Below are 22,091 nucleotides of genomic sequence, written 5' to 3' on the forward strand. Positions count from 1 at the left end.
TGTTTCAGTTCTCCGGGTTTACCTCCTTGCGGATACTATATCTTCAATATAGTGGGTTGCCCCATTCGGATATTTGCGGATCAATTTGTATGTGCCAATCCCCGCAACTTTTCGCAGCTTATCACGTCCTTCATCGCCTCTGAGAGCCTAGGCATTCCCCATACGCCCTTATTTAGCTTATTGTACTTTTTGCTTTTTTAATGAGTTTGTTATTAATTAAAAGCTCGTAAACTTTAATTAATAACGAATTATTATTTAATTCAAAATATATCTTATATAGTATGTGCAATACTACATAATCAAATATTTTAATGTATTTTTATGTATCTTTTTCAATATGTCAATGAACGTGTGGCGAATCGCCACTGATAAATTATTATCAGCAGACAATTTTTGCCGTTGTGGAGAATATCGGAGTCGAACCGATGACCTCCTGCGTGCAAGGCAGGCGCTCTAGCCAGCTGAGCTAATCCCCCAATTACTAGTAGATAGTAATTAGTAGTTAGTAGTTAGTACTTATAACCACTACTCTAGCTTCTAGAATTTCCTTTATCTATTATATTTAGTAGTCTCAGGCAGACTCGAACTGCCGACCTCTACATTATCAGTGTAGCGCTCTAACCAGCTGAGCTATGAGACTCTAACTATAATAAATTGTTTTTTAAATTAACAGCTAAGAATAAACTATCCCTTTTCCTTTTTAATATCTTACTCCAATAGTCGTCTTTCTCTAGAAAGGAGGTGTTCCAGCCGCACCTTCCGGTACGGCTACCTTGTTACGACTTAGCCCTAGTTATCGACTTTACCCTAGGCCGCTCCTTGCGGTGACGGACTTCAGGCACTTCCAACTTCCATGGCTTGACGGGCGGTGTGTACAAGGCCCGGGAACGTATTCACCGCATCATGGCTGATATGCGATTACTAGCGATTCCAGCTTCACGGAGTCGAGTTGCAGACTCCGATCCGAACTGTGATAGGGTTTATAGATTCGCTCCTGGTCGCCCAGTGGCTGCTCTCTGTCCCTACCATTGTAGCACGTGTGTAGCCCAGGACGTAAGGGCCGTGATGATTTGACGTCATCCCCACCTTCCTCACAGTTTGCACTGGCAGTCTTGTTAGAGTTCCCGACTTGACTCGCTGGCAACTAACAACAGGGGTTGCGCTCGTTATAGGACTTAACCTGACACCTCACGGCACGAGCTGACGACAACCATGCAGCACCTTGTAAATTGTCCGAAGAAAAAACTATCTCTAGTCCTGTCAATCTACATTTAAGCCCTGGTAAGGTTCCTCGCGTATCATCGAATTAAACCACATGCTCCACCGCTTGTGCGGGCCCCCGTCAATTCCTTTGAGTTTCATTCTTGCGAACGTACTCCCCAGGTGGGTTACTTATCACTTTCGCTTAGCCACTCAGACCGAAGTCCGAACAGCTAGTAACCATCGTTTACGGCGTGGACTACCAGGGTATCTAATCCTGTTCGCTACCCACGCTTTCGTCCATCAGTGTCAGTATATTATTAGTAATCTGCCTTCGCAATTGGTATTCTATGTAATATCTATGCATTTCACCGCTACACTACATATTCTAACTACTTCATAATAACTCAAGATAACCAGTATCAAAGGCAATTTTACAGTTGAGCTGCAAGATTTCACCTCTGACTTAATCATCCACCTACGGACCCTTTAAACCCAATGATTCCGGATAACGCTTGGATCCTCCGTATTACCGCGGCTGCTGGCACGGAGTTAGCCGATCCTTATTCTTACAGTACCGTCAAGCTGCTACACGTAGCAGTGTTTCTTCCTGTATAAAAGCAGTTTACAACCCATAGGGCAGTCTTCCTGCACGCGGCATGGCTGGATCAGGCTCTCGCCCATTGTCCAATATTCCTCACTGCTGCCTCCCGTAGGAGTCTGGTCCGTGTCTCAGTACCAGTGTGGGGGATCCCCCTCTCAGGGCCCCTATCTATCGTAGTCTTGGTAAGCCGTTACCTTACCAACTAACTAATAGAACGCATGCTCATCTTTTACCGATAAATCTTTAATATTAAAGTGATGCCACTCTAATATACTATGAGGCATTAATCCAAATTTCTCTGGGCTATTCCCCTGTAAAAGGTAGATTGCATACGCGTTACGCACCCGTGCGCCGGTCGTCAGCGGAGCAAGCTCCCTGTTACCCCTCGACTTGCATGTGTTAAGCCTGCCGCTAGCGTTCATCCTGAGCCAGGATCAAACTCTTCATCGTTAAATTTTTAAGTCTTTCGACTATTACTTTTAACAACTAATGGAATTAAATGTTGGTACTCAAAATGGTTTATTCTTTTTTGTTGATAATAACCGTTTCCAGTTATTATCTACGCTGTCAATTCAATATGTTAATGAACTTATTTCTCTTTTTATTTCTTAACTCGTTTCCTCGTTAAGCGGGTGCAAATATAAAACCCTTTTTTTAATCTCACAATGTTTTTTTGAAATTTTTTTTAGACTCGTTTTTAAAACGTTTCTAACTCCATTAAAACAATCTGTAAAGAACTTTGTTTTCTAAAAACGTTGCCGTTTTTAGCGGGTGCAAACTTACACCCTTTTTTTGTTACTAACAAGCTTTTTTTTATCTTTTTTGAAACTAATCTAAATCTAATAAATAAAACTCTGTTAATGAACGTCTTGCTTTACTAAACTACCGTAGTTGTGTCGCTAAGCGGGTGCAAATATACCACCTTTTATTTCTATATAACTAATTTATTTACGGTTTATTTTGAAATAAATCGTAAATATTAGGTTACTAGATAGTTAAAACTCAAATTAATTTAAAGCGCCTAATAACCTACCTCGCTGGCGTACATATTCATTACTATAAACGAAGCTTTATTGCTTAAAATAAAGCGGTCTTCTATATAATTAAGTCTCCTATCCTCTTCCATATAATGACACAACGCAATTGATATATTCTAAATAGCATCATTATACTTATTAAACATATCGTTTTAGATTTATAATATACAAGCTAATCTTAAACTTTAGCGCTTTAAAATAAACTTCACCTGTTTATAGGTATATCATTTCTTTCACCACAACAATTAATATCGTCTATAAAGAATAACAAAAGAACTCACATATCTTTTATATTAAAGAACACCACAGGAGGATTCCATTATTACAACAGCTGTATGTATTACAAAAAGTAAGGTCTTTAATAAGCTACGTATAAAACGATACCTATACAATAAGAGTAAACCGAAATGAATAGCCACTTCCATGTCGTTATCCATTCTTCCTATTCCCCAATTTCACGAGATCCCATCTTTGCTGGATTATCATCTAAAATCCCTACGGTAAAACCTTCTCATAAAAAAAGAGCTCTCAATTCTGAAAGCTCTTAGTTCTATATTATATTATTATTGACTGGCAACTTTTACTCAATGTGCACAGCAACCACACTTACATAAAGAAGTTCCAAACTATTCCAAAGCGAATAGTTAAATCACGGTATGGATAGTTAGGCGCCGAATAATAATCGTATCCAGTTAATGGTGCATTAAAATGCTCGACTTTAAAATAGATACGTGTTTGCTGAATTTTTGCATTCAAGAAGAAATCTAGTCTAGGAAAGTTTCCATACTCGCGATCTGTCTGCACATAAAATTCTGCTAATAACGGATCGTATGCATTCATATAATAATCGCTAAAATAATTAAGTGTTACTCCCGTTTCCAAAAGCAAGGCCTTGCTAAAAAATTCGTTTCTATAATATAAAGTATTGCGTGTAATAAACTCAGGCATATTCATGACCTGGTTATCGTCTTGTACATTTTGATACATTATAGAGTTATCTAAAGCAAAATTTCCAAATCTAATCTCTTTATCTAAACGTACTCTTAAATACGTAATAGTCTCACTGTTCTGAAATGGTTTAACTCCACCTTCATCATCTTTAGCAAAATAGGCATAATCACTTACCGTAGAATAATCAACTGTTAGATTTAACAACTTATCAGATTCTACCTTAAAACTTAATTGCTGTGTTTTTTCTGTACTAAAATTAGTCTGCCAATTGTAGTTTAAATAATCACTTTGATACAATAAAAAATTATAGTTAGGTTGCGACGCATTATGATTAATTTCTGCACTCACCAATATATCGTCTGTGAACTGATACCCTGCCTTCCCCGTAAAATAGTTCCCCGCAAAGTCTCCTGTAACATTTAAGCCAGCATCTCCGTAAATATCGAATCCGCCAAAAGTGTTATGGTATTTACCACCAATACCTACAATATTACCTTTAATACGGTTGGTAATATGTTCGCCTTCCAAAATTACTATCTGGTCGTAACCATAGTTGTAGTTATCGTGACTTACATTAAATTGTAAGTCTCCCAAAAGCCTATTACTATAGTTTACCTGAAACTCGTTATAAAAATTTTCGAGTGAAGCACGATCGCTTAAGCTTGATGTTTTAAACGAATCACCAAAATAATCGCTTGCCGAAGTTTGATTAAATTGATAAGACTGATCATCGAACGACAATATATGATTTACATTTAAACTATGATTGGCCAAAGAATCGCTTGGTTTAACGATATAATATCTATGATCTAAATGAAAACGTTTCGCTTTTAAAATATTATCGGCATCTTCAAAATTTACATCGAACACACCACGATCTAAAAATTCAGGATCACCAGATTCGAAATAGCCCATACCTTCGGTAGTTAATCCACCGTTTTCTTCATTAGAAATATCTTGTGCTAGAAAATGAATTTTAGCAATGTAACGCTCACTCTTGGTTTTATAATTGGTAGTAAACTCGAAATCCCCAGAACTGGCAAGAATATGCTGATACTGCCCTAAAGATCGCAATCCTTTATAAGAAATAGAAAAGTTAAATTGTTCTGAAGTATTTACCGTAAAAAATCCCTGAGCAACCTGCCCTTGTTTGAATCCGGTTTTATAAAACAACTCGGTTAATGGTGTTGGCACATGGTAATATTTAATATCCTCTACTGTTCTGTACGAAAAAGACTTAGCTCTTGCTCCTAAAAGAGGCATGAGACGTTGCGACTTAAAATCGTAACTCAACGTGTTATACGTCTGCCCCATGTTAGAAAATGCCATAAGATTGAAGTTGTCTTTTCTTAAATCATTAAATTTATATTCTTTTTGAATCGACAAGGTGGTATCTACATAAGTCGTATCGTTTAAATTAGACACAATTAGATATTGTTCTATTTTAGCGATTTTATCTTTACCTTCTTTAGTCTTTGAAGTATCTATAGATTTAAAAGTTAACTCCTTTTGATTTGCAGCATCGTCTCTTTCTGTTCGATTTCCTCCACTTAGATTTTCAATTTGAGAATATGTTAGCTGAGTAAAACACAACAAAAAGAATGACAGAATGATTTGCTTCATAATTATTTTTTAGACCTTGCAAAGGTAAATACAAAATATGATATCAGTATATAACAAAACTATAATTTAAATGCTTGCTCTTAACTATTCAGAATATGAGTTTGAATGTGGTACAGATGAGGCTGGACGTGGTTGTTTGGCTGGTCCCGTTACAGCGGCCGCAGTTATTTTACCTAAAACATTTAAAAACTCCATATTAAACGACTCCAAACAATTATCAGAAAAAAAGCGTGATTTACTAAAACCTATAATAGAACTTGAAGCAGTTAGTTACAGCGTTGCACATGTTTTCCCGGATAAAATTGATGAAATAAATATTTTAAATGCATCTATACATGCCATGCAATTAGCGATTGCAAAATTAAAACCAAAACCAGAATTTATTAGCGTAGATGGTAATCGCTTTAAACCGTATTTAGATATTCCGCACGAGACTATAATTAAAGGGGACGGCAAGTATTTAAATATAGCCGCCGCTTCTATTTTAGCAAAAACGTATCGCGATATTTATATGAATATGATTCATGAAGAATTTCCAATGTATAATTGGAAACAGAATAAGGGCTACCCGACCAAAGAACATCGTGCAGCTATAAAAAAATACGGACCAACTAAATACCACCGATTATCTTTTAGATTACTCCCTGTTCAGTTAAAACTAGAAGTATAACTTCCTATATTTGTAAAAAAAACTTCATTTATGAGAGTGCTTTTCTTAGCCCTATTTTTAAGTCTATTCCTAATAAGTTGCGATACGAGCACAACCACGCATCATAGTCTAATTGAATTTGTTCCTGAAGAGGCTTCAACTTTAATTAAAACGAACAATATTGAAGATTTAAAGAGCAGTTTAACCAACAACGATTTAATTCAGGAGTTTAATACAACTCCGTTTTACAAGTCTCTAGAAGACATTTTAAAAAACACCACTGCTTTTAAACCAAAAGCAGAAACACTTTTTTGCTTCTCAAAAGATCAAGCAGACAGTTCTCAGGTTACCATAATTACCAAATACTCACCAGACCTTTTTAAATTCGACTCGTTATCGAAACCAAAACAGGAACATATAAAGTTTAATAATACCACAATTACAAAAACTGTCCTGCAAACAAAGACTTTGTTTAGCACTATAGTAGACAGTGTATTTATAGGTTCTACTTCAAAAAAAATTATAGAAAACAGTCTGAATGTAAAACCTGTAAGCGCCGAACTTAAAAGAATATATAACACGACTGCTACCGAAAAAACATTTGCCGTAATTTTAGATACGGAACATATAAAAGAATCGACCTTGTTTTTTAGCTCTGATTCTATTCCGCTTCAAAATTTCACCAAATATATTGCCTTAGACACAGATATTACTCAGGATCAAATTACGTTAAACGGAATTACGAAAGCACCAGATTCTACAAATCAACTTATTAATATTTTCAAGAATACTACGCCTCAGGAAAACAAAATGGCGCAAATTACTCCAGAAGATAGTGACGGATTTATGAGTTTTACCTACCAAGACTTTAGCAACCTACAAGCCAATCTCGTGGCATTAAACAACCAAGATCCACCAGAAACAAGTTTATTTGATAACACCGATGAAATTGGAGTAATATATAATAAGGACAAACGTGCTATTGTTTTACACAGTTTAGACCATATGGCAACCGATGAAGCCTTACTAGATTCTCAGGAAGTGTTAGAAGAGTTTCGCCAGATAGAAATTAAAAAATTTGAATATCCAGATTGGTTTGCACAGATTTTTCATCCTTTAATCAAAACAAAATCTGTTTCGTTTTATGCAGTATTAGATTCGTTTTTTGTCTTTGCTGATGATTTAGAGACGCTTCAAAACATCATTATTGCATTTCAGAATAATTCAACATTAAATAAACGCGATTTTTATCAGAGTATTACAGAAGACTTAAGCGATGCCTCTTCCTTAATGTTGGTAGGAAATTCTAATCTGTTGGGCGATGTTTTAGCATCTAATTTTAAAACAACAACTAAGATAAAAACCAGTGATTATAGAATTTCTGCCATACAATATATATACGATCATAATTTTGCACATTTAAATGCGGTGATCAAAAAGACAAGAACTAAGGTTAAAGAAAACTCGGTGAGCCAGGAACTGAATATAAAACTGGATGCCGCGCTATTAAATAGTCCGCAGTTTGTAACCAATCATATTTCTGGCGACAAGGAAATAGTGGTTCAAGATGTAAAAAACAACCTATACTTAATCTCTAATAAAGGTAAAGTACTTTGGAAAAAACAATTAGGTGAAGCTGTTATTGGAGAAATCTCGCAAATAGATATGTATAAAAATGGCCGACTTCAATTGGCATTTACTACAGCTCATCATTTGTATGTTGTAGATCGTAATGGAAAAGATGCTAACCCCTTCCCTATTAATTTTAAAGATCAGGTTACGCAACCTTTGGCCGTGTTCGATTACGACAATAATAAAAAGTACAGATTATTGGTTGTACAAGATCAAGGCGTGTTAATGTACGACGCCTTAGGAAAAACGGTTAACGGTTTTAACTTTAAAAAGGCGAGCCAAACCATTATACATAAACCACAACATTTTAGAGTACGCGGTAAAGATTATCTTGTTTTTAAAACCACCGATAAACTTTACATTTTAAGCAGAACAGGTCAGGTACGTGTTACGCCTAAATCTTCTTTTACATATTCTGACGAAGCCGTTTATATTTATAATAATAAGTTTACTACAACTACAGATACTGGAGATTTAATCCTTGTAGATACAAACGGAAAAGTCTCGAGCGAAAATTTAAATCTGGGTAAAAACCATCATATAGACGCAACCACGCGAACTATGATAACGCAATCCGAAAACAAACTAACGATTAGAGATAAAACTCTAGAATTAGATTTTGGAAGCTATACGCCTGCTAAATTGTTTTTAATAAACAATAAGATATACGTTACAACTACAGATTTACAAGCTCAGAAAATTTATGTTTTCGATAGCCAAGGAGAAGAAATCTCTAATTTCCCTGTTTATGGAACAAGTGCAATAGACATGGCGAATCTGGATAAGGATAAGCCATTAGAGGCGGTAACCAAAGGAAACGACAACGCTATAATTATTTATCAGATTAATTAAAACACATCCTAATTAACAGCTTGATTTTATTATAAAAACTGAAGCTATTTTAGTACTATTGCAACCCTTAATTTTTTAGATTAAAACACCATGATAAAACGTAACATTGCCACGATTTCGAAATTTATAATTCATAAAGTTGGAAATAAATTTAACGACACCAAAAATGCTTTTTCAGAGAGTGAAATACAATTTGACGAAGCGAGTTACGATTTAATGTTGCCATTTTTATTAAGGCCATTCGGATCTGTGGTGCAGAGTCATCGTTTTAATCACCATGCCAATATTAAACTGAACGAGATAAACACGTATGCCGCGGATATTTTTGCAGACGAAAGTAATTTTGTCGACGTATCGAAAAACATTGTAAAGCATTTATACGAGCAATCTAACTCTGTACAAATTAAAACAGGCGATGTAATTGTTGCCGTTTTTGAGGGTATCGAGTTTAACGAAATCGTAACCAATGCTGTGGGTATCTTTAAAATTGAAAATAAATCTAATTTCTTTCAAACCTATTTAGAAGGCAATAGTTACGACGTTGCTGTACAACAAGGAATAAACACTAAGAAAGTAGATAAAGGCTGTTTGATTTTAAATCAGACTGATGCTGAAGGTCCAATAGTGTTAACTGTAGACAACAATAATTACGATGCGCAATATTGGATAAATAACTTCTTAAATATAAAATATGCTAACGATTTTAATTCGCATACCCAGAATTACATCGAGCTATGTAAAGAATTTTCTACCGAAATTTTAAAAACCAGTTACGGAAACCAAGAGCAAAATATTTTTCTAGCAAAAACAGTAGACTATTTTAAAGAGCACGAATTTGTAAATATTGAAACTTTTAAAGAGGAAGTCTTTCAAGACGACAATCATAAAACCCTTTTCGACGATTACAAAAAGTCTTTTGAAGGCGAACAGGATTTACTTATACTAAATCAGTTTGATGTTGCCGAACCTGTAGTAAAAAAGCAAAAGGCGAAAATAAAAACAGAAATTAAGTTAGATACTCAAATACAAATTAAACTAGATATTGATGCGCCAGATGCAGCAAGCGAATATTTAGAGCGTGGTTTCGACGAAGAAAAGAAAATGTACTATTATAAGGTATTCTTTAATACTGAAGGATAATACATTTTAGCCTAAAAGTATTTAACTTTGCCCTTGTAATAAGGCAAGCGCATTTAAAAACAAATTCCACCCTATTAACACTAACAGTTGCATTAAAACAACAGACTAAAAGCATAATAAAATGACACAAGAAGAATTTTTAGAAAAAAATGTATTTGCTGGATTAACAAAGATTGAAGAAAATAATGGTGATTATTATTTCTCTGAAGAAGATTTTTCTGAAGTCTTAAAACAATCTGAACATTTTGGGATTGCTATATACGATATAAAAACCATGTTTAATGGTGAAGAGCATAAAACCATAAACCACGATATGTTTAGAAAAAAAGCTACCGATGTAAATTGGTATAAAAGAGAATTTAGCCATTTAAAACGCGAACAAGAAGGTATGCAGTACGCTGCAACTTATAAAGTTTCTAAGAAATTATTGGCGAGATAAATATTTAAATCTCATTCTAAATATAGAGTTTAGAATGAGATTTAGATTCGTCTATTTATTGTATAACAAATTCCGATTCAAAAAGCGTACTAAAGTGCTTTTTCAGTTTTGTTCTTACCTCTTCTTCATCCACTTCTTTTACACCTAACTCTACATTAAGAGACGTTACAGCTTTCCCGCGTATACCACAAGGAATAATATTATCGAAATACCCCAAATTAGCATTTACATTTAAAGCAAAACCATGCATCGTTACCCAACGGCTAGCACGCACACCCATGGCACAAATTTTTCTAGCAAACGGTGTCCCAACATCTAACCACACCCCTGTCTCACCTGGACTACGTTCGGATTTTAAACCATAATCGTTTAAAGTTAAAATAATAACCTCTTCTAAGAAGCGTAAATATTTATGTATATCAGTAAAAAAATTATCCAAATCCAAAATGGGATATCCTACAATTTGTCCTGGACCGTGATAAGTAATGTCGCCGCCTCGATTTATTTTGTAAAACGTGGCGCCTTTTTCTTTTAACTGTTCCTCGGTAAGTAACATATTAGACATATGGCCACTTTTCCCCAATGTATACACATGCGGGTGTTCTACAAACAAGAAGTAATTAGGCGTTGGAATTGTAGTCTCCTCTCTCCTATTCTTAATTTTTATATCGACGATTTGTTTAAATAATTCTTCTTGATAATCCCAAGTGTCTTTATAATCTTTTAAACCTAAATCTTGTAATTGGACTGTCTTATTCAATGGGTAAATATTTAATTTTTTAAAACGACTTTAAAATTCATTAATTCCGAATTTTTAATCATTTCTATGTAGTTCTGCGTAAGCGTCACGGTTTTCTTATCCTTACTAATTAAGGCATCCTTATTGGAAACCGATTTAATTTTCTTCGGGAAATGATAAACAAATGTATAGGTCATGGCTTTCATGGTTTCTTCACCTTCTCCCATCATACTCATTTCTTTGTCTAATTTAGCTATAGCTTCTTCCGAAGGTTCATAACCAGCTTTAAGTGTTCTTGAAAACCGCTTCCCATCAAAGGAAAAATCGATATGTTTAAGCATATCGTTAACCGAATTCGCTACTGCACTACCATCCATTTTAGAAAACTGAGGACTTCCTTTAGTATGAAACGATTTTGCTTTATCTATATTTTCTAAGATTTCCGGAAACTCATTTATAGATGTAAAAGCGGAACCAAAACCAAGGTTAAAAACATCTGTTTCATAATTAGACTGCACACGCATCATCATAGATTCTAAAGACTTTAAATCGTCTTGTTCCTCTTGCGATAACTTCGAAATACTATCGGACTTCTCCTTTAAAATATCTTTAAAATATATTATACTATCTACTTTTGGCTCTTTTTTATAAGCCTCTTCATTGCCTCCTATTTTTTTGATGGCAACCATAGCTTCACTCATATCGTAATTCATAAGAAACTCTCCAGAACCATCCGGATGAAACGTGATTTCTTCGGTATAATTACAACTGGTTAAAATAAAAGCTGAAAGGCAAATAAGGACTAAAAGAAAACGAGGCATTTGTAATGTATTATAAAAAATTATTATGCGTGCAAAGATACAACTTTATCGGTTCGGGCGATTTGAGAAGGCCTGAAGAAGTCTCATAAATAAAACACAATTATAGCTTAGACTCATGTTAAGGATGCCAGACAGCTTATAAAAAATGTTATTCCTCTTCTAACTCAACTTCTACACTTAAACTTTCAGGGTTTGTAACGTAGTCTTTAAAGCTTAATTCGGCAGTAAAACTTTTATGATCTTCACTAAACATGGCATTTTTTAAGGAGACCGATTTAATCTTTTTCGGGAAATGATAATTTAACGTATATGTAGATGCTGCAAGAATCATTTCCGAATCTCCTAAACTATCTTTTGTAGCTTCTAAAAGCTCACGATCTACTACCTTTACGGTACGTTTAAAAATATTTTTCTTGTATGTATAATGCACTTCTGTACCTTCTGCAACTCCCATATTACCAGCAGGACTAGTCTTTGCGGTGCCCTTATCATTTAACTCATTTGCCTTGCTAAGTACCTTATACATATCTTCTAGCTCGTCTACATCTTTAAATTCAGTATTAATATCGATTACCATTTTTTTAGTATTCGGATCCATTAACATATGCATTTTAAAATTCTCTAGAGCTTTCAATTGTTTTTGTTCTGCTTCAGACAATGTTGCAATACTATCTTTCTTGGCTTCTAAATAATCTTTAAAAACAATTGTAGAATCTAAAACTACATCTCCGGTTTCTCCCATGCTATCTGCTCCCATTTGCATAAGTTGGGAACCATCAAAAGAAAAAGACATATCGCCGCTTCCATCCTCCTTTATATGTATAGTTTCAGAAAACTTACAACTACTTAATACAAGTAATAGTATACAAACGCTTAATACATAGATTCTTTTCATGGCTAGATTCATTTTTTTCAAGGCAAAGATAACCTACTTATGAATAAAACATGGCCTCATTTTATTGTAATGACGCCACAACCATTAAAATCACTGAAATCAGGGGGCGTAAAAAACAGCTCCGGAATTAGCGTTTTGGATTATTTAAAATGACTAATGCTGCGATAACTCCAGGAACCCAACCACAAAGCCACAGTAGAAATACAATAAGTACCGATCCACATCCCTTACCTATTACAGCCAAGGGTGGGCAAATTATTGAAAGTAAAACTCTCCAAATGCTCATTTTAATTGATTTTATTTTGATTGATGATGTATTATTAAGACGCTCTAAATTTGAAATTGTTACACTTTAAAAAATCTATGTGGTATTTCGATAATATTATATTGATAGTGTTACCAATAGTAATTATCTTTGTGCGTTAAAAATTAAACATAACAACTTAATATGTCGCAATTATCAGAGCAAGAAATCGTAAGAAGAGAAAAGCTGACTAAACTTCGTGAGTTAGGAATTAATCCTTATCCAGCAGACCTTTATCCGTTAACCCACACAAGTAAACAGGTTAAAACCGATTTTGAAGAAGGCAAGAAGGTGATAATTGCCGGACGATTAATGTCACGTAGAATACAAGGAAACGCCAGTTTTGCAGAAGTGCAAGACAGCGAAGGCCGTATTCAGGTCTATTTTAATCGTGATGAAATTTGTACAGGAGAAGACAAAACCAAGTACAACACTATTTACAAAAAATTATTAGATATAGGGGATTTCGTAGGTATTCAAGGTGAATTATTTACCACCAAAGTAGGCGAAAAAACCATCATGGTAAGAGACTTTACTATTTTAAGTAAATCGTTACGTCCGTTACCTCAACCTCGTGTAGATACCGAAGGAAAAGTACACGATGCTTTTACAGATCCAGAACAACGTTACAGACAACGATATGCAGATTTAGTAGTAAACCCGCATGTAAAAGAAGTATTTATTAAACGTACCAAGTTATTTAACGCGATGCGTAGCTTCTTTAACGAATCTGGTTATTTTGAAGTTGAAACTCCTGTTTTACAACCTATTCCTGGAGGTGCAGCAGCGCGTCCATTTATTACACACCACAATAGTCTAGACATTCCATTATACATGCGAATTGCTAACGAATTATACCTAAAACGTTTAATTGTTGGTGGGTTTGATGGTGTTTATGAGTTTTCTAAAAACTTCCGTAACGAAGGAATGGACAGAACTCACAATCCAGAATTTACAGCGATGGAAATTTATGTGTCTTACAAAGATTACAACTGGATGATGGATTTCTGTGAGAAACTATTAGAACATTGTGCAATTGCTGTAAACGGAACTACAAAAGCAACTTTCGGGAAACACGAAATAGACTTTAAAGCACCGTACGCTCGTGTAACCATGGCAGATTCTATTAAGCACTTTACAGGATTTGATATTACTGGTAAAACAGAAGCTGAAATTCGTGAAGCCGCTAAAAACTTAGGTATTCAAGTTGACGAAACTATGGGTAAAGGGAAACTGATTGACGAGATCTTTGGTGAAAAATGTGAAGGAAACTACATACAGCCAACGTACATTACGGATTACCCCAAAGAAATGAGTCCGCTTTGTAAAGAGCATAGAGACAATCCAGAATTAACTGAGCGTTTCGAGTTAATGGTTTGTGGTAAAGAAATTGCAAATGCATATTCAGAACTTAACGACCCTATAGACCAACGTGAACGTTTTGAGCACCAATTAAAATTAGCTCAAAAAGGAGACGACGAGGCTACAGAATTTATAGACTACGATTTCTTACGTGCCCTAGAATATGGTATGCCTCCTACATCTGGAATGGGAATTGGTATGGACCGTTTAATCATGTTCTTAACCAACAACCAATCGATTCAAGAAGTACTGTTTTTTCCTCAAATGAGACCTGAGAAAAAACAAGTAGAAATGTCTGAAGACGAAAAATCTGTATTTAACATTTTAAAATCAAATTCGCCTATAGATTTAAATGTTTTAAAGACACAATCTCTATTAAGCAATAAAAAATGGGATAAAACGATTAAAGGATTAACTAAATTAGGAATAGCTAAAGTAGAAAAAACCGACGACGGGTTGTTTGTTGCTCTTAATGAATAAAAGCATGATTCAACTTATCTTTAAATATAAAGCAAAAGCATACCTATTATTTTGGTATGCTTTTTTATTACTCATTCATTTTGTATTAAAAGATAGAGTCCCACCGCTTATTTTCTTCTTTTATGCGTGTCCATTAATTATAATTATCGCTTATGGATTTTTAGTTTCGCTCTGTTTATATAAACACAAGATGCTATGCATAGCATTATTGTGCCTAAACAGTTTATTAGTGGTATACTGGTTTAATAACTACCATTACACTAACGAAAAGCCGCCCATAAATCAGAAAACAAGCACACATTCAATTTTTTATTGGAATATATCGCGACCAGATCACTTGCCGTTAGATATTATTTTTGAAAGTATAAAATCTTACAAGCCTGAAATTGTTGTTTTAGTTGAAGCCAAAGACATCTCTAAAACAGATATGGAAACCTTCAGAAATCATTATCCTACATATCAAATACAACAATTAAAAGGCGAAATGTTTATAGCTGTTAATGGCGAAATTCATGCTACCCAGTATAAAGACGTCTCAAGAGGCTCTAAATCTAACTTAGTCCGCGCGACTATAAATAACAAACCTGTAACCATACTTGTTACAGATTTATTAGCAAATCCAGCGCTTTCTAAGAAAGAAGATTTAACTAAACTACTAGCCACGGCAGAATCTAAACAGGTCGATTTTATAGTTGGCGATTTTAACACACCATATATCAGTTATTTTTTTAACGCGTTTAAAACTCAGTTCGAAAGTTTCCACGAGTACAATACGGGATTTACCGGTACCTGGCCAAGAACTTTTCCTATACTCGAAATCGATCATATTTGGCTAAATAAAAAATGGCAACCAATCACACTACACAAAGAATTTCACTCTAATTCGGACCATGGTTTCTTAATTGGCACCTATCAAATGAAGTTATAATTTCAGGTTTACTAATATACTTGAAACTATTAAAATGTGTTAAAATTTCAATTACAATTAAACCTAATTACAAAGCTTAGGTCTTAATAGTATAATTTTTTAACATAATTATCATGAAAAAAATAATGCTTTTAGCTTTAGTATTTATTTCTGTAAATGCTTTTGCGCAAGAAAAAAAAGGGGACCATCAAAGAAAAAATCAGAAAGAAATGCACATGCAGAAATCTGACCTTACTCCCGAACAACAAGCGACACTTTTAACGAAACGACTGACATTAAAGTTAGATCTTTCTGAAACGCAACAAAAGGAAATTTACGACTTAAATGTAACTCAGGCTTTTGATAGGTTAGCAGATCGCGAAGCTATGAAAAAAGCTAAAGAAACAGGGAAGAAACCTACAGAACAAGAACGCTACGATAGAATGGTTGAAAGACTAGACAAACAGATTTTAATAAAAAATCAGATGAAAAGTATCTTAAAGAGCGACCAATATGCGGTTTGGGAAAAAGACATGAGCCAGCATAAAAGAAGAGGACAAAAACGTGGAGAGAAAGCGGAAAACGGACCAGATCGTGAAAGACGAAGCTAATCGATACGCATAACATTAAAAACGGGCAAATCTTAATAGGTTTGCCCGTTTTTATGTCTGTTAAGTATTACAGTATTTAGTTTAGAAAATTTAATAAATTATTTCTCACTGCATAGGTAACCAGACCTACTACATTTTTAGATTCTGTTTTAAGCAGTAAATTATTACGATGCCCTTCTACCGCACGCGGACTAATACATAATATATCCGCAATTTCGGAAGTATTAAACTGTTTACAAATTAACTCTAAGACTTCTAATTCCCGGCTGGTTAAATACGATTTATCAAAATCACATTTTACATGTTTTCCTTTATGCATAAAATCATCGTGAATTAGCTTCATAACTTCATTAGAGTAGCAAAATCCAGAATGATACACTTCCTTTACGGCACTTATAAATTCTGCAGGTTTTACATTCTTAGGTAAAAAACAAGACACGCCTAAATGAATCATATTTAAAATACAAGGTTTAGAATTATAACTGGTTAAAGCCACAATCTTTAAATCCGGGAATTCTTTATGAATAATTTTAGTCGCTTCTACTCCATTAAGTTCCGGCATATTTAAGTCTGTTAATACCACATCCGGAAGTTTAGATGTCCTTAAATACGCAATTAATTCCTTACCGTTTGAGGCCTGATAATCCACAACCAATTCTTCATCACGTTCCAAAAGGAAGCAAATGCCTTTTCCAAATAACTGTACATCGTCGGCTAAAACAACGTGTATGGGAGTAGATTCCATTTTCTTTACATTAACTATAATAAAGACTTTATTGCCTATAATCTTGTTACACTATTTAATTCTTATCTCTTGAACATCTACGAGAACGTGATATATTAAAAATCTAAGAATGGTAACACTTGCTATTAATTGTTAGAAAGAACCTTTTAAAAGCTAAGATAGTAGGTTTACTATATATTTAAAAACTAATTGTATGATACACTTAAAAACACGTATAAACACCTAGAAATAAATAAGAAATTTCTGCGTATAAGAAATTAAAAGTGAATACTACCTGTAATTACAAACCTTTTAGAATTACAGTAAATGCCGTTACTTAATATATGGAATATCAATCAAACTCGGAGATATTTACAAAAAAACAGCCCCTTTAATATTACAAACCTAAAACCAAGAGCACATTCGTAGGTAAAAACACCTATTAGATATTCTCGTACTTATCCTCTAAAAAAAAGAGATGTATCGTTCTAAATTTGTTTTAAATGAATTAGTAATCTTTAAAATTTGGAAATCATGAAAAATCTCACTGCTCTATTATTTAGTTTGTTTTTAATAAACAACTTCTATGCACAAATTATCGAATCGCCTTTGGCTTTTAATACGGAATCGTCTGTAGCCATACAGCAGACCAAAGATTTGGCCGCTTTAACACATGTAAATACGTCTAAAAAAGCTATTAAAACAACAGGAGTAAATGCTACCTATATTAATAGCTCTGTTTTTACCGATAATGCTATGTATGTGAAAATTCTGCAACAACAAGCCGCACTATACGACGTAAAAAAGGCGAAAAACTACAAGCCAAAAACGAAATCCAGTTACGATGTGTTGTTTAATACTACACGAGGAACGATGACAGTAACCTATGATGATTCAGGAAAAATTATATCGTCTAAGGAACAGTACACCAATGTCGCTTTACCTAAAGCAGTTATAGTAAATATTATGAAAGCGTATCCAGAATGGAGATTTAACACCAACATATGCTCTATAGATTATAAACAAGATACAGGTCACGTTAGCACGTATAGAGTAAAAATATCTAATGGCAACCAATCTAAAACCATTAAAGCTGATGGTAAAGGAAACCTCATCTAAACCTTGTTGTTATAATTCTCCCCTACAAGATTCTTATTCAGTTCTAGACTAAAATTAAAAACAGCTACTTATGAAACGTATAGTATTTGGTGTATTACTTTTACTACTTAGCAGTTACACTATAAAAGCCCAAATAAACACCACAATGGTAGAAAAAGAATTTGCCAATTCGGAAGGTCTGAATGTAAAAGCTGTCTATACCGCAAGTGACAATAAGCAATCTGAAGCTGATTATATAATTATAAAATCTGATTTTGAAATTCCTGTTAGTTATGAGTCCTCTGTGCGTTCGTCGTCAAATCATAATTCCAAATCTAAATTAAACATCGCCTCAGAAGATTTAAATGCTATCAACCACAGTTTATTTAGATTACAATCGTTTTCTATTTTTACAGTTGTAGATTTAAACAGTTTACAAGTTGCGACCAATTTAGATGATATTAATTATGTGAGTCCAGATTTAAAAAAATTACTCCCTCAGGGCTTTAATCCCTATTTAGGTATGATTCAGGAGACCTTCAATTTTTCCCCATTCAAAAATTAAAACTATTATAAAACATAAAAAACAGGCTTTTCTAAAATTAGAGAAAGCCTGTTTTTGTGATATTAAAGTCTAATCTTACAAATTTATTTCTGTAATGTAGAGGCTACTTTATGCACTGCATTTATGGTAGCGTCCAAATCGGCATAAGTTAAAGCGTCTGTTATAAACCAAGTTTCGAAAGCACTTGGAGCAATATAAACCCCTTGTTCTAACATGCCATGAAAAAAGGTTTTAAAATTCTCGTTATTTCCTTTAGCAGATGTTTCAAAATCGACTACTGCTGTTTCTGAAAAATGAACAGAAATCATAGAACCCAGACGATTTATGGTATGTACAATTTTATGGTCATTCAATACCTTTGAAATTCCTTTATGTAAATATTCCGTTTTTTCTGCTAGACGATTAAAAACTTCAGAATCACTTTCTAAGGCTTTTAACATTGCTAATCCGGCCGCCATTGCTAACGGGTTTCCGCTTAAAGTTCCCGCCTGATACACCGGTCCGAGTGGCGCTAAATAATCCATAATCTCAGATCTTCCAGCAAAAGCACCTACTGGCAAGCCACCACCAATTACTTTTCCAAAGCACACAATATCTGCTTTTACATTAAACAACTCTTGTGCACCTCCGCGAGCCAATCGAAAGCCAGTCATGACTTCGTCAAAGATTAATAGAATGTTATGAGCATCGCATAACGCTCTCAGTTTCTGTAAAAAATCGGCTTGTGGCGGAATACATCCCATATTTCCAGCAACAGGCTCTAAAATAATACAAGCAATATCGTTTGGGTTGGCATCAATAATAGACGCTACATGTTCGATATCATTATATTTTGCTAAAAGTGTATCTTGAGCCGTTCCCTTAGTAACACCAGGACTATTAGGGCTACCAAATGTCATAGCACCACTTCCCGCCTGAATTAAAAATGAATCGGAATGCCCGTGATAACATCCTGCAAATTTTATAATTTTTTCTTTTCCGGTGTAACCTCTTGCCAAGCGTACCGCACTCATACAGGCTTCTGTTCCAGAATTTACAAATCTAATTTTATCAATATTCGGAACCATAGACACTGCCAAATCCGCAATTTCGGTTTCGATTTCTGTAGGTGCGCCAAACGATGTTCCTAATTTTGCCTTATCAATAATAGCATGAACTACAGGCTCGTAGGCATGTCCCAAAATCATTGGGCCCCATGAGTTAATATAATCTATAAATGTATTACCATCTTCATCAATTAAATACGCGCCTTTAGCTTCTTTTATAAAAAGAGGCGTTCCTCCTACCGCTTTAAAAGCACGTACAGGAGAATTAACACCACCAGGAATAACGTGTTCTGCATTAGCAAATAATGCACTACTTCTTGTATATTTCATTGTGTTTTATTTTAAGATTTCACGATTAATTCCTGTCCAACAGAAATAGTCGTTCCTTGTAATCTATTTAGTTCTTGAAGTTCTTTTACCGATATATTGTACCGTCTAGAAATAGAATACAACGTATCCCCTTTCTCTACAGAATGCACTTCTTGACTCGGACGTGATTGAGAACGTTTAGGCGCGTTGCCCGTAACCTCATCATCGTATGCATATAACTGATAACGTTCGATTAAGGAAATTAGTTTTTCAGGATATTTTCTATCGGTTGCATAACCTGCAGCTCGCAGTCCTTTTGCCCAACCTTTATAATCGTCTATATCTAAAAGAAATAAACCCGAATAACGTTTCCGTTCTGTAAGAAACAGCGAGTGATCTCTATACGAGTATTTTGCATCCTTATATTTTCTAAAACATTCTTGGTCGGCATCATCGTCGTGACGAATACTTGCACCTGTCCACTCATGGCACTTAATCCCAAAATGATTGTTAGCCTCTACTGCCAAACGGCCACGGCCCGAACCGGATTCTAAAATTCCTTGCGCAAGCGTTATACTTGCTGGAATTTTATAAAATTTCATCTCTTCAACTGCTATAGGTGCATAAAGCTGAATGTACTCGGACGTACTGCTAACCACTTTAGGTACCACTTCAACCTGAGTTTCTGCGGGAGTATCTTCATTCTTTACTTCCGATTTTTTAGATTGCTTACGCTCTACGTGTTCCGTTTTATGCTTTGCTTTCGAAGGTTTATACTTTCGCTTACGAGACCCACAACTAAACAATACACTCACTACCAATAAAAGGACTATTACTTGCTTCATGTATTTATACGATTTGAGGCATTTTCTTTTTCTTTAATATATTATTCATTCCGGGTATACCTTGTAATCCTCCTGTATGAATTACTAAAATTTTAGAATTCTCAGGAAAATATCCTTGCTTAATTAAATCCATAACGCCAAACATCACTTTTCCAGTATAAACAGGGTCTAGCGGTATAGTGTTCTGACGTTTAAAGGCATTAATAAACTGAACTAATGTTTCATCTATTTTGGCATATCCACCAAAATGATAATGGGTTATTAATTCCCAGTTTGTTTTGGATACAAACTTACTAATATTGTTTTGTAAAAAATCACCTTTTAAAGCAGGAAATCCTAAAATAGTCTGGTGAGGCTCACTACTATTAATAAGTCCTGAAATTGTACCTCCAGTTCCCACCGCACAACAGATATAATCGAATTCCGAATCTTCTGGGGTTAAAATATGTTCACAGCCTTTAACGGCTAAGGCATTTGTACCACCTTCAGGAATTAGGTAAAACTCACCAAAAGCCTCATATAAATCATGGATAAAGTTCTCGGTTTCTTTAAGCCTAAAATCACTTCTGGTAACATATTTAAACTCCATCCCACAAGAGGCTGCGAATTTAAGTGTGGGATTTAAATTTGTTTCTAAAGCTAATTCTTCACCACGAATAATACCAATAGTTTTAAAACCAGATACTTTTCCTGCATATGCTACAGCAGCAATATGATTGGAATACGCACCTCCAAAAGTTAATAGTGTTGTGTGCTCTTCTTCTTTAGCTTTTAAAATATTGTAATATAATTTTCGATATTTATTTCCACTAACAAAAGGATGTATCTCATCTTCCCGCTTTATGGAAAGACTTATATTACAATCGGAATTAAGAGTAACCGACTGATTTTCGATAATCGAAAGTTCTGAAGAAAAAAGCATAGCTAAATCTATTAACCTACAAAAGTAATTGAAATTAAAAGGTTAACCATAACTTTTTGTTGAAATTAGAAAAAAACAATGAAGATATTATACGATTGAATAACCATTAAAAACGCAGGTAAAAGCGCGTTCTAGGTTCTAGAATTCACTGCTATATTTAGCTGTCAAAATATACACTCATACATATTTCCTAAAAGAAAATGGAGGTCTTAATTTTAAGTAGTTGAGATTTTTTTCGTTTGAATAGGCTTCGCGTTCAAAAGAAATATTCCGGTATGCTGTATTCCAATTCTTATACTGAAACAAACGTATTAAAAATTCAAACCCATACCAGAG

Annotated in this window: 18 protein-coding genes, 2 tRNA genes and 2 rRNA genes (1 of these 22 only partly in view); 9 read left to right on the forward strand and 13 right to left on the reverse strand. The window is 34.5% G+C overall.

Annotated features, from left to right (window positions below; all coding sequences use genetic code 11):
* The 5 genes from ACKC83_RS02040 to ACKC83_RS02060 all read right to left on the reverse strand — a co-directional run.
* Positions 1-183, reverse strand: a 23S ribosomal RNA gene (locus ACKC83_RS02040); it reaches 2,649 nt to the left of the window's first position.
* A 219-nt stretch (positions 184-402) separates the two neighbouring features.
* Positions 403-476: transfer RNA gene (locus tag ACKC83_RS02045), tRNA-Ala, on the reverse strand.
* A 90-nt stretch (positions 477-566) separates the two neighbouring features.
* A tRNA-Ile gene (locus ACKC83_RS02050) sits at positions 567-640 on the reverse strand.
* A 94-nt stretch (positions 641-734) separates the two neighbouring features.
* A 16S ribosomal RNA gene (locus ACKC83_RS02055) occupies positions 735-2,254 on the reverse strand.
* Together the 16S and 23S rRNA genes with 2 tRNA genes alongside form the textbook arrangement of a ribosomal RNA operon.
* A 1,193-nt stretch (positions 2,255-3,447) precedes the next feature.
* On the reverse strand, positions 3,448-5,415 hold the full coding sequence (locus ACKC83_RS02060) for a putative porin (RefSeq protein ID WP_434036854.1): 1,968 nt from the start codon (positions 5,413-5,415) through the stop codon (positions 3,448-3,450).
* A gap of 70 nt (positions 5,416-5,485) precedes the next feature.
* Between ACKC83_RS02060 and ACKC83_RS02065 the strand changes: the two genes are divergently transcribed.
* The 4 genes from ACKC83_RS02065 to ACKC83_RS02080 all read left to right on the forward strand — a co-directional run bounded on the left by ACKC83_RS02065 (position 5,486) and on the right by ACKC83_RS02080 (position 10,127).
* Entirely contained in the window at positions 5,486-6,085 is a 600-nt protein-coding gene (locus ACKC83_RS02065) for a ribonuclease HII (protein WP_434036855.1), read from the forward strand.
* A gap of 30 nt (positions 6,086-6,115) precedes the next feature.
* Positions 6,116-8,548, forward strand: coding sequence for a ribonuclease HII (locus tag ACKC83_RS02070; protein WP_434036856.1), 2,433 nt, complete (start codon positions 6,116-6,118; stop codon positions 8,546-8,548).
* A gap of 90 nt (positions 8,549-8,638) precedes the next feature.
* Entirely contained in the window at positions 8,639-9,688 is a 1,050-nt protein-coding gene (locus tag ACKC83_RS02075; RefSeq protein WP_434036857.1) for a nucleoid-associated protein, read from the forward strand.
* A gap of 121 nt (positions 9,689-9,809) precedes the next feature.
* Positions 9,810-10,127 (forward strand): hypothetical protein, encoded by a 318-nt coding sequence (locus tag ACKC83_RS02080; RefSeq protein ID WP_414035138.1) that lies wholly within the window; start codon positions 9,810-9,812, stop codon positions 10,125-10,127.
* 55 nt (positions 10,128-10,182) lie between these two features.
* Here the strand turns inward: ACKC83_RS02080 and lipB are convergent, their stop codons facing one another.
* The 4 genes from lipB to ACKC83_RS02100 all read right to left on the reverse strand — a co-directional run bounded on the left by lipB (position 10,183) and on the right by ACKC83_RS02100 (position 12,868).
* On the reverse strand, positions 10,183-10,887 hold the full coding sequence (lipB, locus tag ACKC83_RS02085) for a lipoyl(octanoyl) transferase LipB (RefSeq protein WP_434036858.1): 705 nt from the start codon (positions 10,885-10,887) through the stop codon (positions 10,183-10,185).
* A gap of 11 nt (positions 10,888-10,898) precedes the next feature.
* A complete protein-coding gene (locus ACKC83_RS02090) occupies positions 10,899-11,687 on the reverse strand; it encodes a hypothetical protein (RefSeq protein ID WP_434036859.1) in 789 nt (262 codons plus the stop codon).
* A gap of 148 nt (positions 11,688-11,835) precedes the next feature.
* Positions 11,836-12,582: a hypothetical protein gene (locus ACKC83_RS02095; protein ID WP_434036860.1), complete on the reverse strand. Its 747-nt coding sequence runs from the start codon at positions 12,580-12,582 to the stop codon at positions 11,836-11,838.
* Positions 12,583-12,709: 127 nt separating this feature from the next.
* Positions 12,710-12,868 (reverse strand): YqaE/Pmp3 family membrane protein, encoded by a 159-nt coding sequence (locus ACKC83_RS02100; protein WP_084817547.1) that lies wholly within the window; start codon positions 12,866-12,868, stop codon positions 12,710-12,712.
* 162 nt (positions 12,869-13,030) lie between these two features.
* Between ACKC83_RS02100 and lysS the strand changes: the two genes are divergently transcribed.
* From lysS to ACKC83_RS02115, 3 genes are all read left to right on the forward strand, one after another.
* A complete protein-coding gene (gene lysS, locus ACKC83_RS02105) occupies positions 13,031-14,728 on the forward strand; it encodes a lysine--tRNA ligase (RefSeq protein ID WP_434036861.1) in 1,698 nt (565 codons plus the stop codon).
* A 229-nt stretch (positions 14,729-14,957) separates the two neighbouring features.
* Positions 14,958-15,656, forward strand: a complete 699-nt coding sequence (locus ACKC83_RS02110) for an endonuclease/exonuclease/phosphatase family protein (RefSeq protein ID WP_434036862.1) — start codon at positions 14,958-14,960, stop codon at positions 15,654-15,656.
* A 113-nt stretch (positions 15,657-15,769) separates the two neighbouring features.
* Positions 15,770-16,246 carry a hypothetical protein gene (locus ACKC83_RS02115; RefSeq protein ID WP_434036863.1) on the forward strand — a complete coding sequence of 159 codons (477 nt, stop codon included), beginning with the start codon at positions 15,770-15,772 and terminating at the stop codon, positions 16,244-16,246.
* A gap of 76 nt (positions 16,247-16,322) precedes the next feature.
* Here ACKC83_RS02115 and ACKC83_RS02120 read toward each other — a convergent pair whose 3' ends face one another.
* A complete protein-coding gene (locus tag ACKC83_RS02120) occupies positions 16,323-16,991 on the reverse strand; it encodes a response regulator (RefSeq protein WP_434036864.1) in 669 nt (222 codons plus the stop codon).
* 513 nt (positions 16,992-17,504) lie between these two features.
* Here ACKC83_RS02120 and ACKC83_RS02125 point away from each other — a divergent pair.
* On the forward strand, positions 17,505-18,089 hold the full coding sequence (locus ACKC83_RS02125) for a hypothetical protein (protein WP_434036865.1): 585 nt from the start codon (positions 17,505-17,507) through the stop codon (positions 18,087-18,089).
* A gap of 70 nt (positions 18,090-18,159) precedes the next feature.
* Entirely contained in the window at positions 18,160-18,633 is a 474-nt protein-coding gene (locus ACKC83_RS02130) for a hypothetical protein (protein WP_434036866.1), read from the forward strand.
* Positions 18,634-18,716: 83 nt separating this feature from the next.
* Here the strand turns inward: ACKC83_RS02130 and hemL are convergent, their stop codons facing one another.
* From hemL to ACKC83_RS02145, 3 genes are read right to left on the reverse strand one after another with little or no spacing between them, the layout of a single operon-like run.
* Entirely contained in the window at positions 18,717-20,009 is a 1,293-nt protein-coding gene (hemL, locus tag ACKC83_RS02135; protein WP_434036867.1) for a glutamate-1-semialdehyde 2,1-aminomutase, read from the reverse strand.
* Between the two features lie 11 nt (positions 20,010-20,020).
* Complete coding sequence (locus tag ACKC83_RS02140) at positions 20,021-20,833, reverse strand: glucosaminidase domain-containing protein (RefSeq protein ID WP_434036868.1); 813 nt, start codon at positions 20,831-20,833, stop codon at positions 20,021-20,023.
* Between the two features lie 4 nt (positions 20,834-20,837).
* Complete coding sequence (locus ACKC83_RS02145) at positions 20,838-21,755, reverse strand: 1-aminocyclopropane-1-carboxylate deaminase/D-cysteine desulfhydrase (protein WP_434036869.1); 918 nt, start codon at positions 21,753-21,755, stop codon at positions 20,838-20,840.
* Positions 21,756-22,091 lie beyond the last annotated feature (336 nt).

It is taken from the genome of Formosa bonchosmolovskayae (assembly GCF_051016085.1).
Lineage (GTDB): Bacteria > Bacteroidota > Bacteroidia > Flavobacteriales > Flavobacteriaceae > Formosa.

Coding starts and splice junctions, on each gene's coding strand:
- ACKC83_RS02100 (WP_084817547.1), bottom strand. CDS start 12,868: ATGAGCATTTGGAGAGTTTTACTTTCAATAATTTGCCCACCCTTGGCT.
- lysS (WP_434036861.1), top strand. CDS start 13,031: ATGTCGCAATTATCAGAGCAAGAAATCGTAAGAAGAGAAAAGCTGACT.
- ACKC83_RS02095 (WP_434036860.1), bottom strand. CDS start 12,582: ATGAAAAGAATCTATGTATTAAGCGTTTGTATACTATTACTTGTATTA.
- ACKC83_RS02080 (WP_414035138.1), top strand. CDS start 9,810: ATGACACAAGAAGAATTTTTAGAAAAAAATGTATTTGCTGGATTAACA.
- ACKC83_RS02120 (WP_434036864.1), bottom strand. CDS start 16,991: ATGGAATCTACTCCCATACACGTTGTTTTAGCCGACGATGTACAGTTA.
- ACKC83_RS02145 (WP_434036869.1), bottom strand. CDS start 21,755: ATGCTTTTTTCTTCAGAACTTTCGATTATCGAAAATCAGTCGGTTACT.
- hemL (WP_434036867.1), bottom strand. CDS start 20,009: ATGAAATATACAAGAAGTAGTGCATTATTTGCTAATGCAGAACACGTT.
- ACKC83_RS02115 (WP_434036863.1), top strand. CDS start 15,770: ATGAAAAAAATAATGCTTTTAGCTTTAGTATTTATTTCTGTAAATGCT.
- ACKC83_RS02070 (WP_434036856.1), top strand. CDS start 6,116: ATGAGAGTGCTTTTCTTAGCCCTATTTTTAAGTCTATTCCTAATAAGT.
- ACKC83_RS02065 (WP_434036855.1), top strand. CDS start 5,486: ATGCTTGCTCTTAACTATTCAGAATATGAGTTTGAATGTGGTACAGAT.
- ACKC83_RS02140 (WP_434036868.1), bottom strand. CDS start 20,833: ATGAAGCAAGTAATAGTCCTTTTATTGGTAGTGAGTGTATTGTTTAGT.
- ACKC83_RS02090 (WP_434036859.1), bottom strand. CDS start 11,687: ATGCCTCGTTTTCTTTTAGTCCTTATTTGCCTTTCAGCTTTTATTTTA.
- ACKC83_RS02130 (WP_434036866.1), top strand. CDS start 18,160: ATGAAACGTATAGTATTTGGTGTATTACTTTTACTACTTAGCAGTTAC.
- ACKC83_RS02060 (WP_434036854.1), bottom strand. CDS start 5,415: ATGAAGCAAATCATTCTGTCATTCTTTTTGTTGTGTTTTACTCAGCTA.
- ACKC83_RS02075 (WP_434036857.1), top strand. CDS start 8,639: ATGATAAAACGTAACATTGCCACGATTTCGAAATTTATAATTCATAAA.
- ACKC83_RS02125 (WP_434036865.1), top strand. CDS start 17,505: ATGAAAAATCTCACTGCTCTATTATTTAGTTTGTTTTTAATAAACAAC.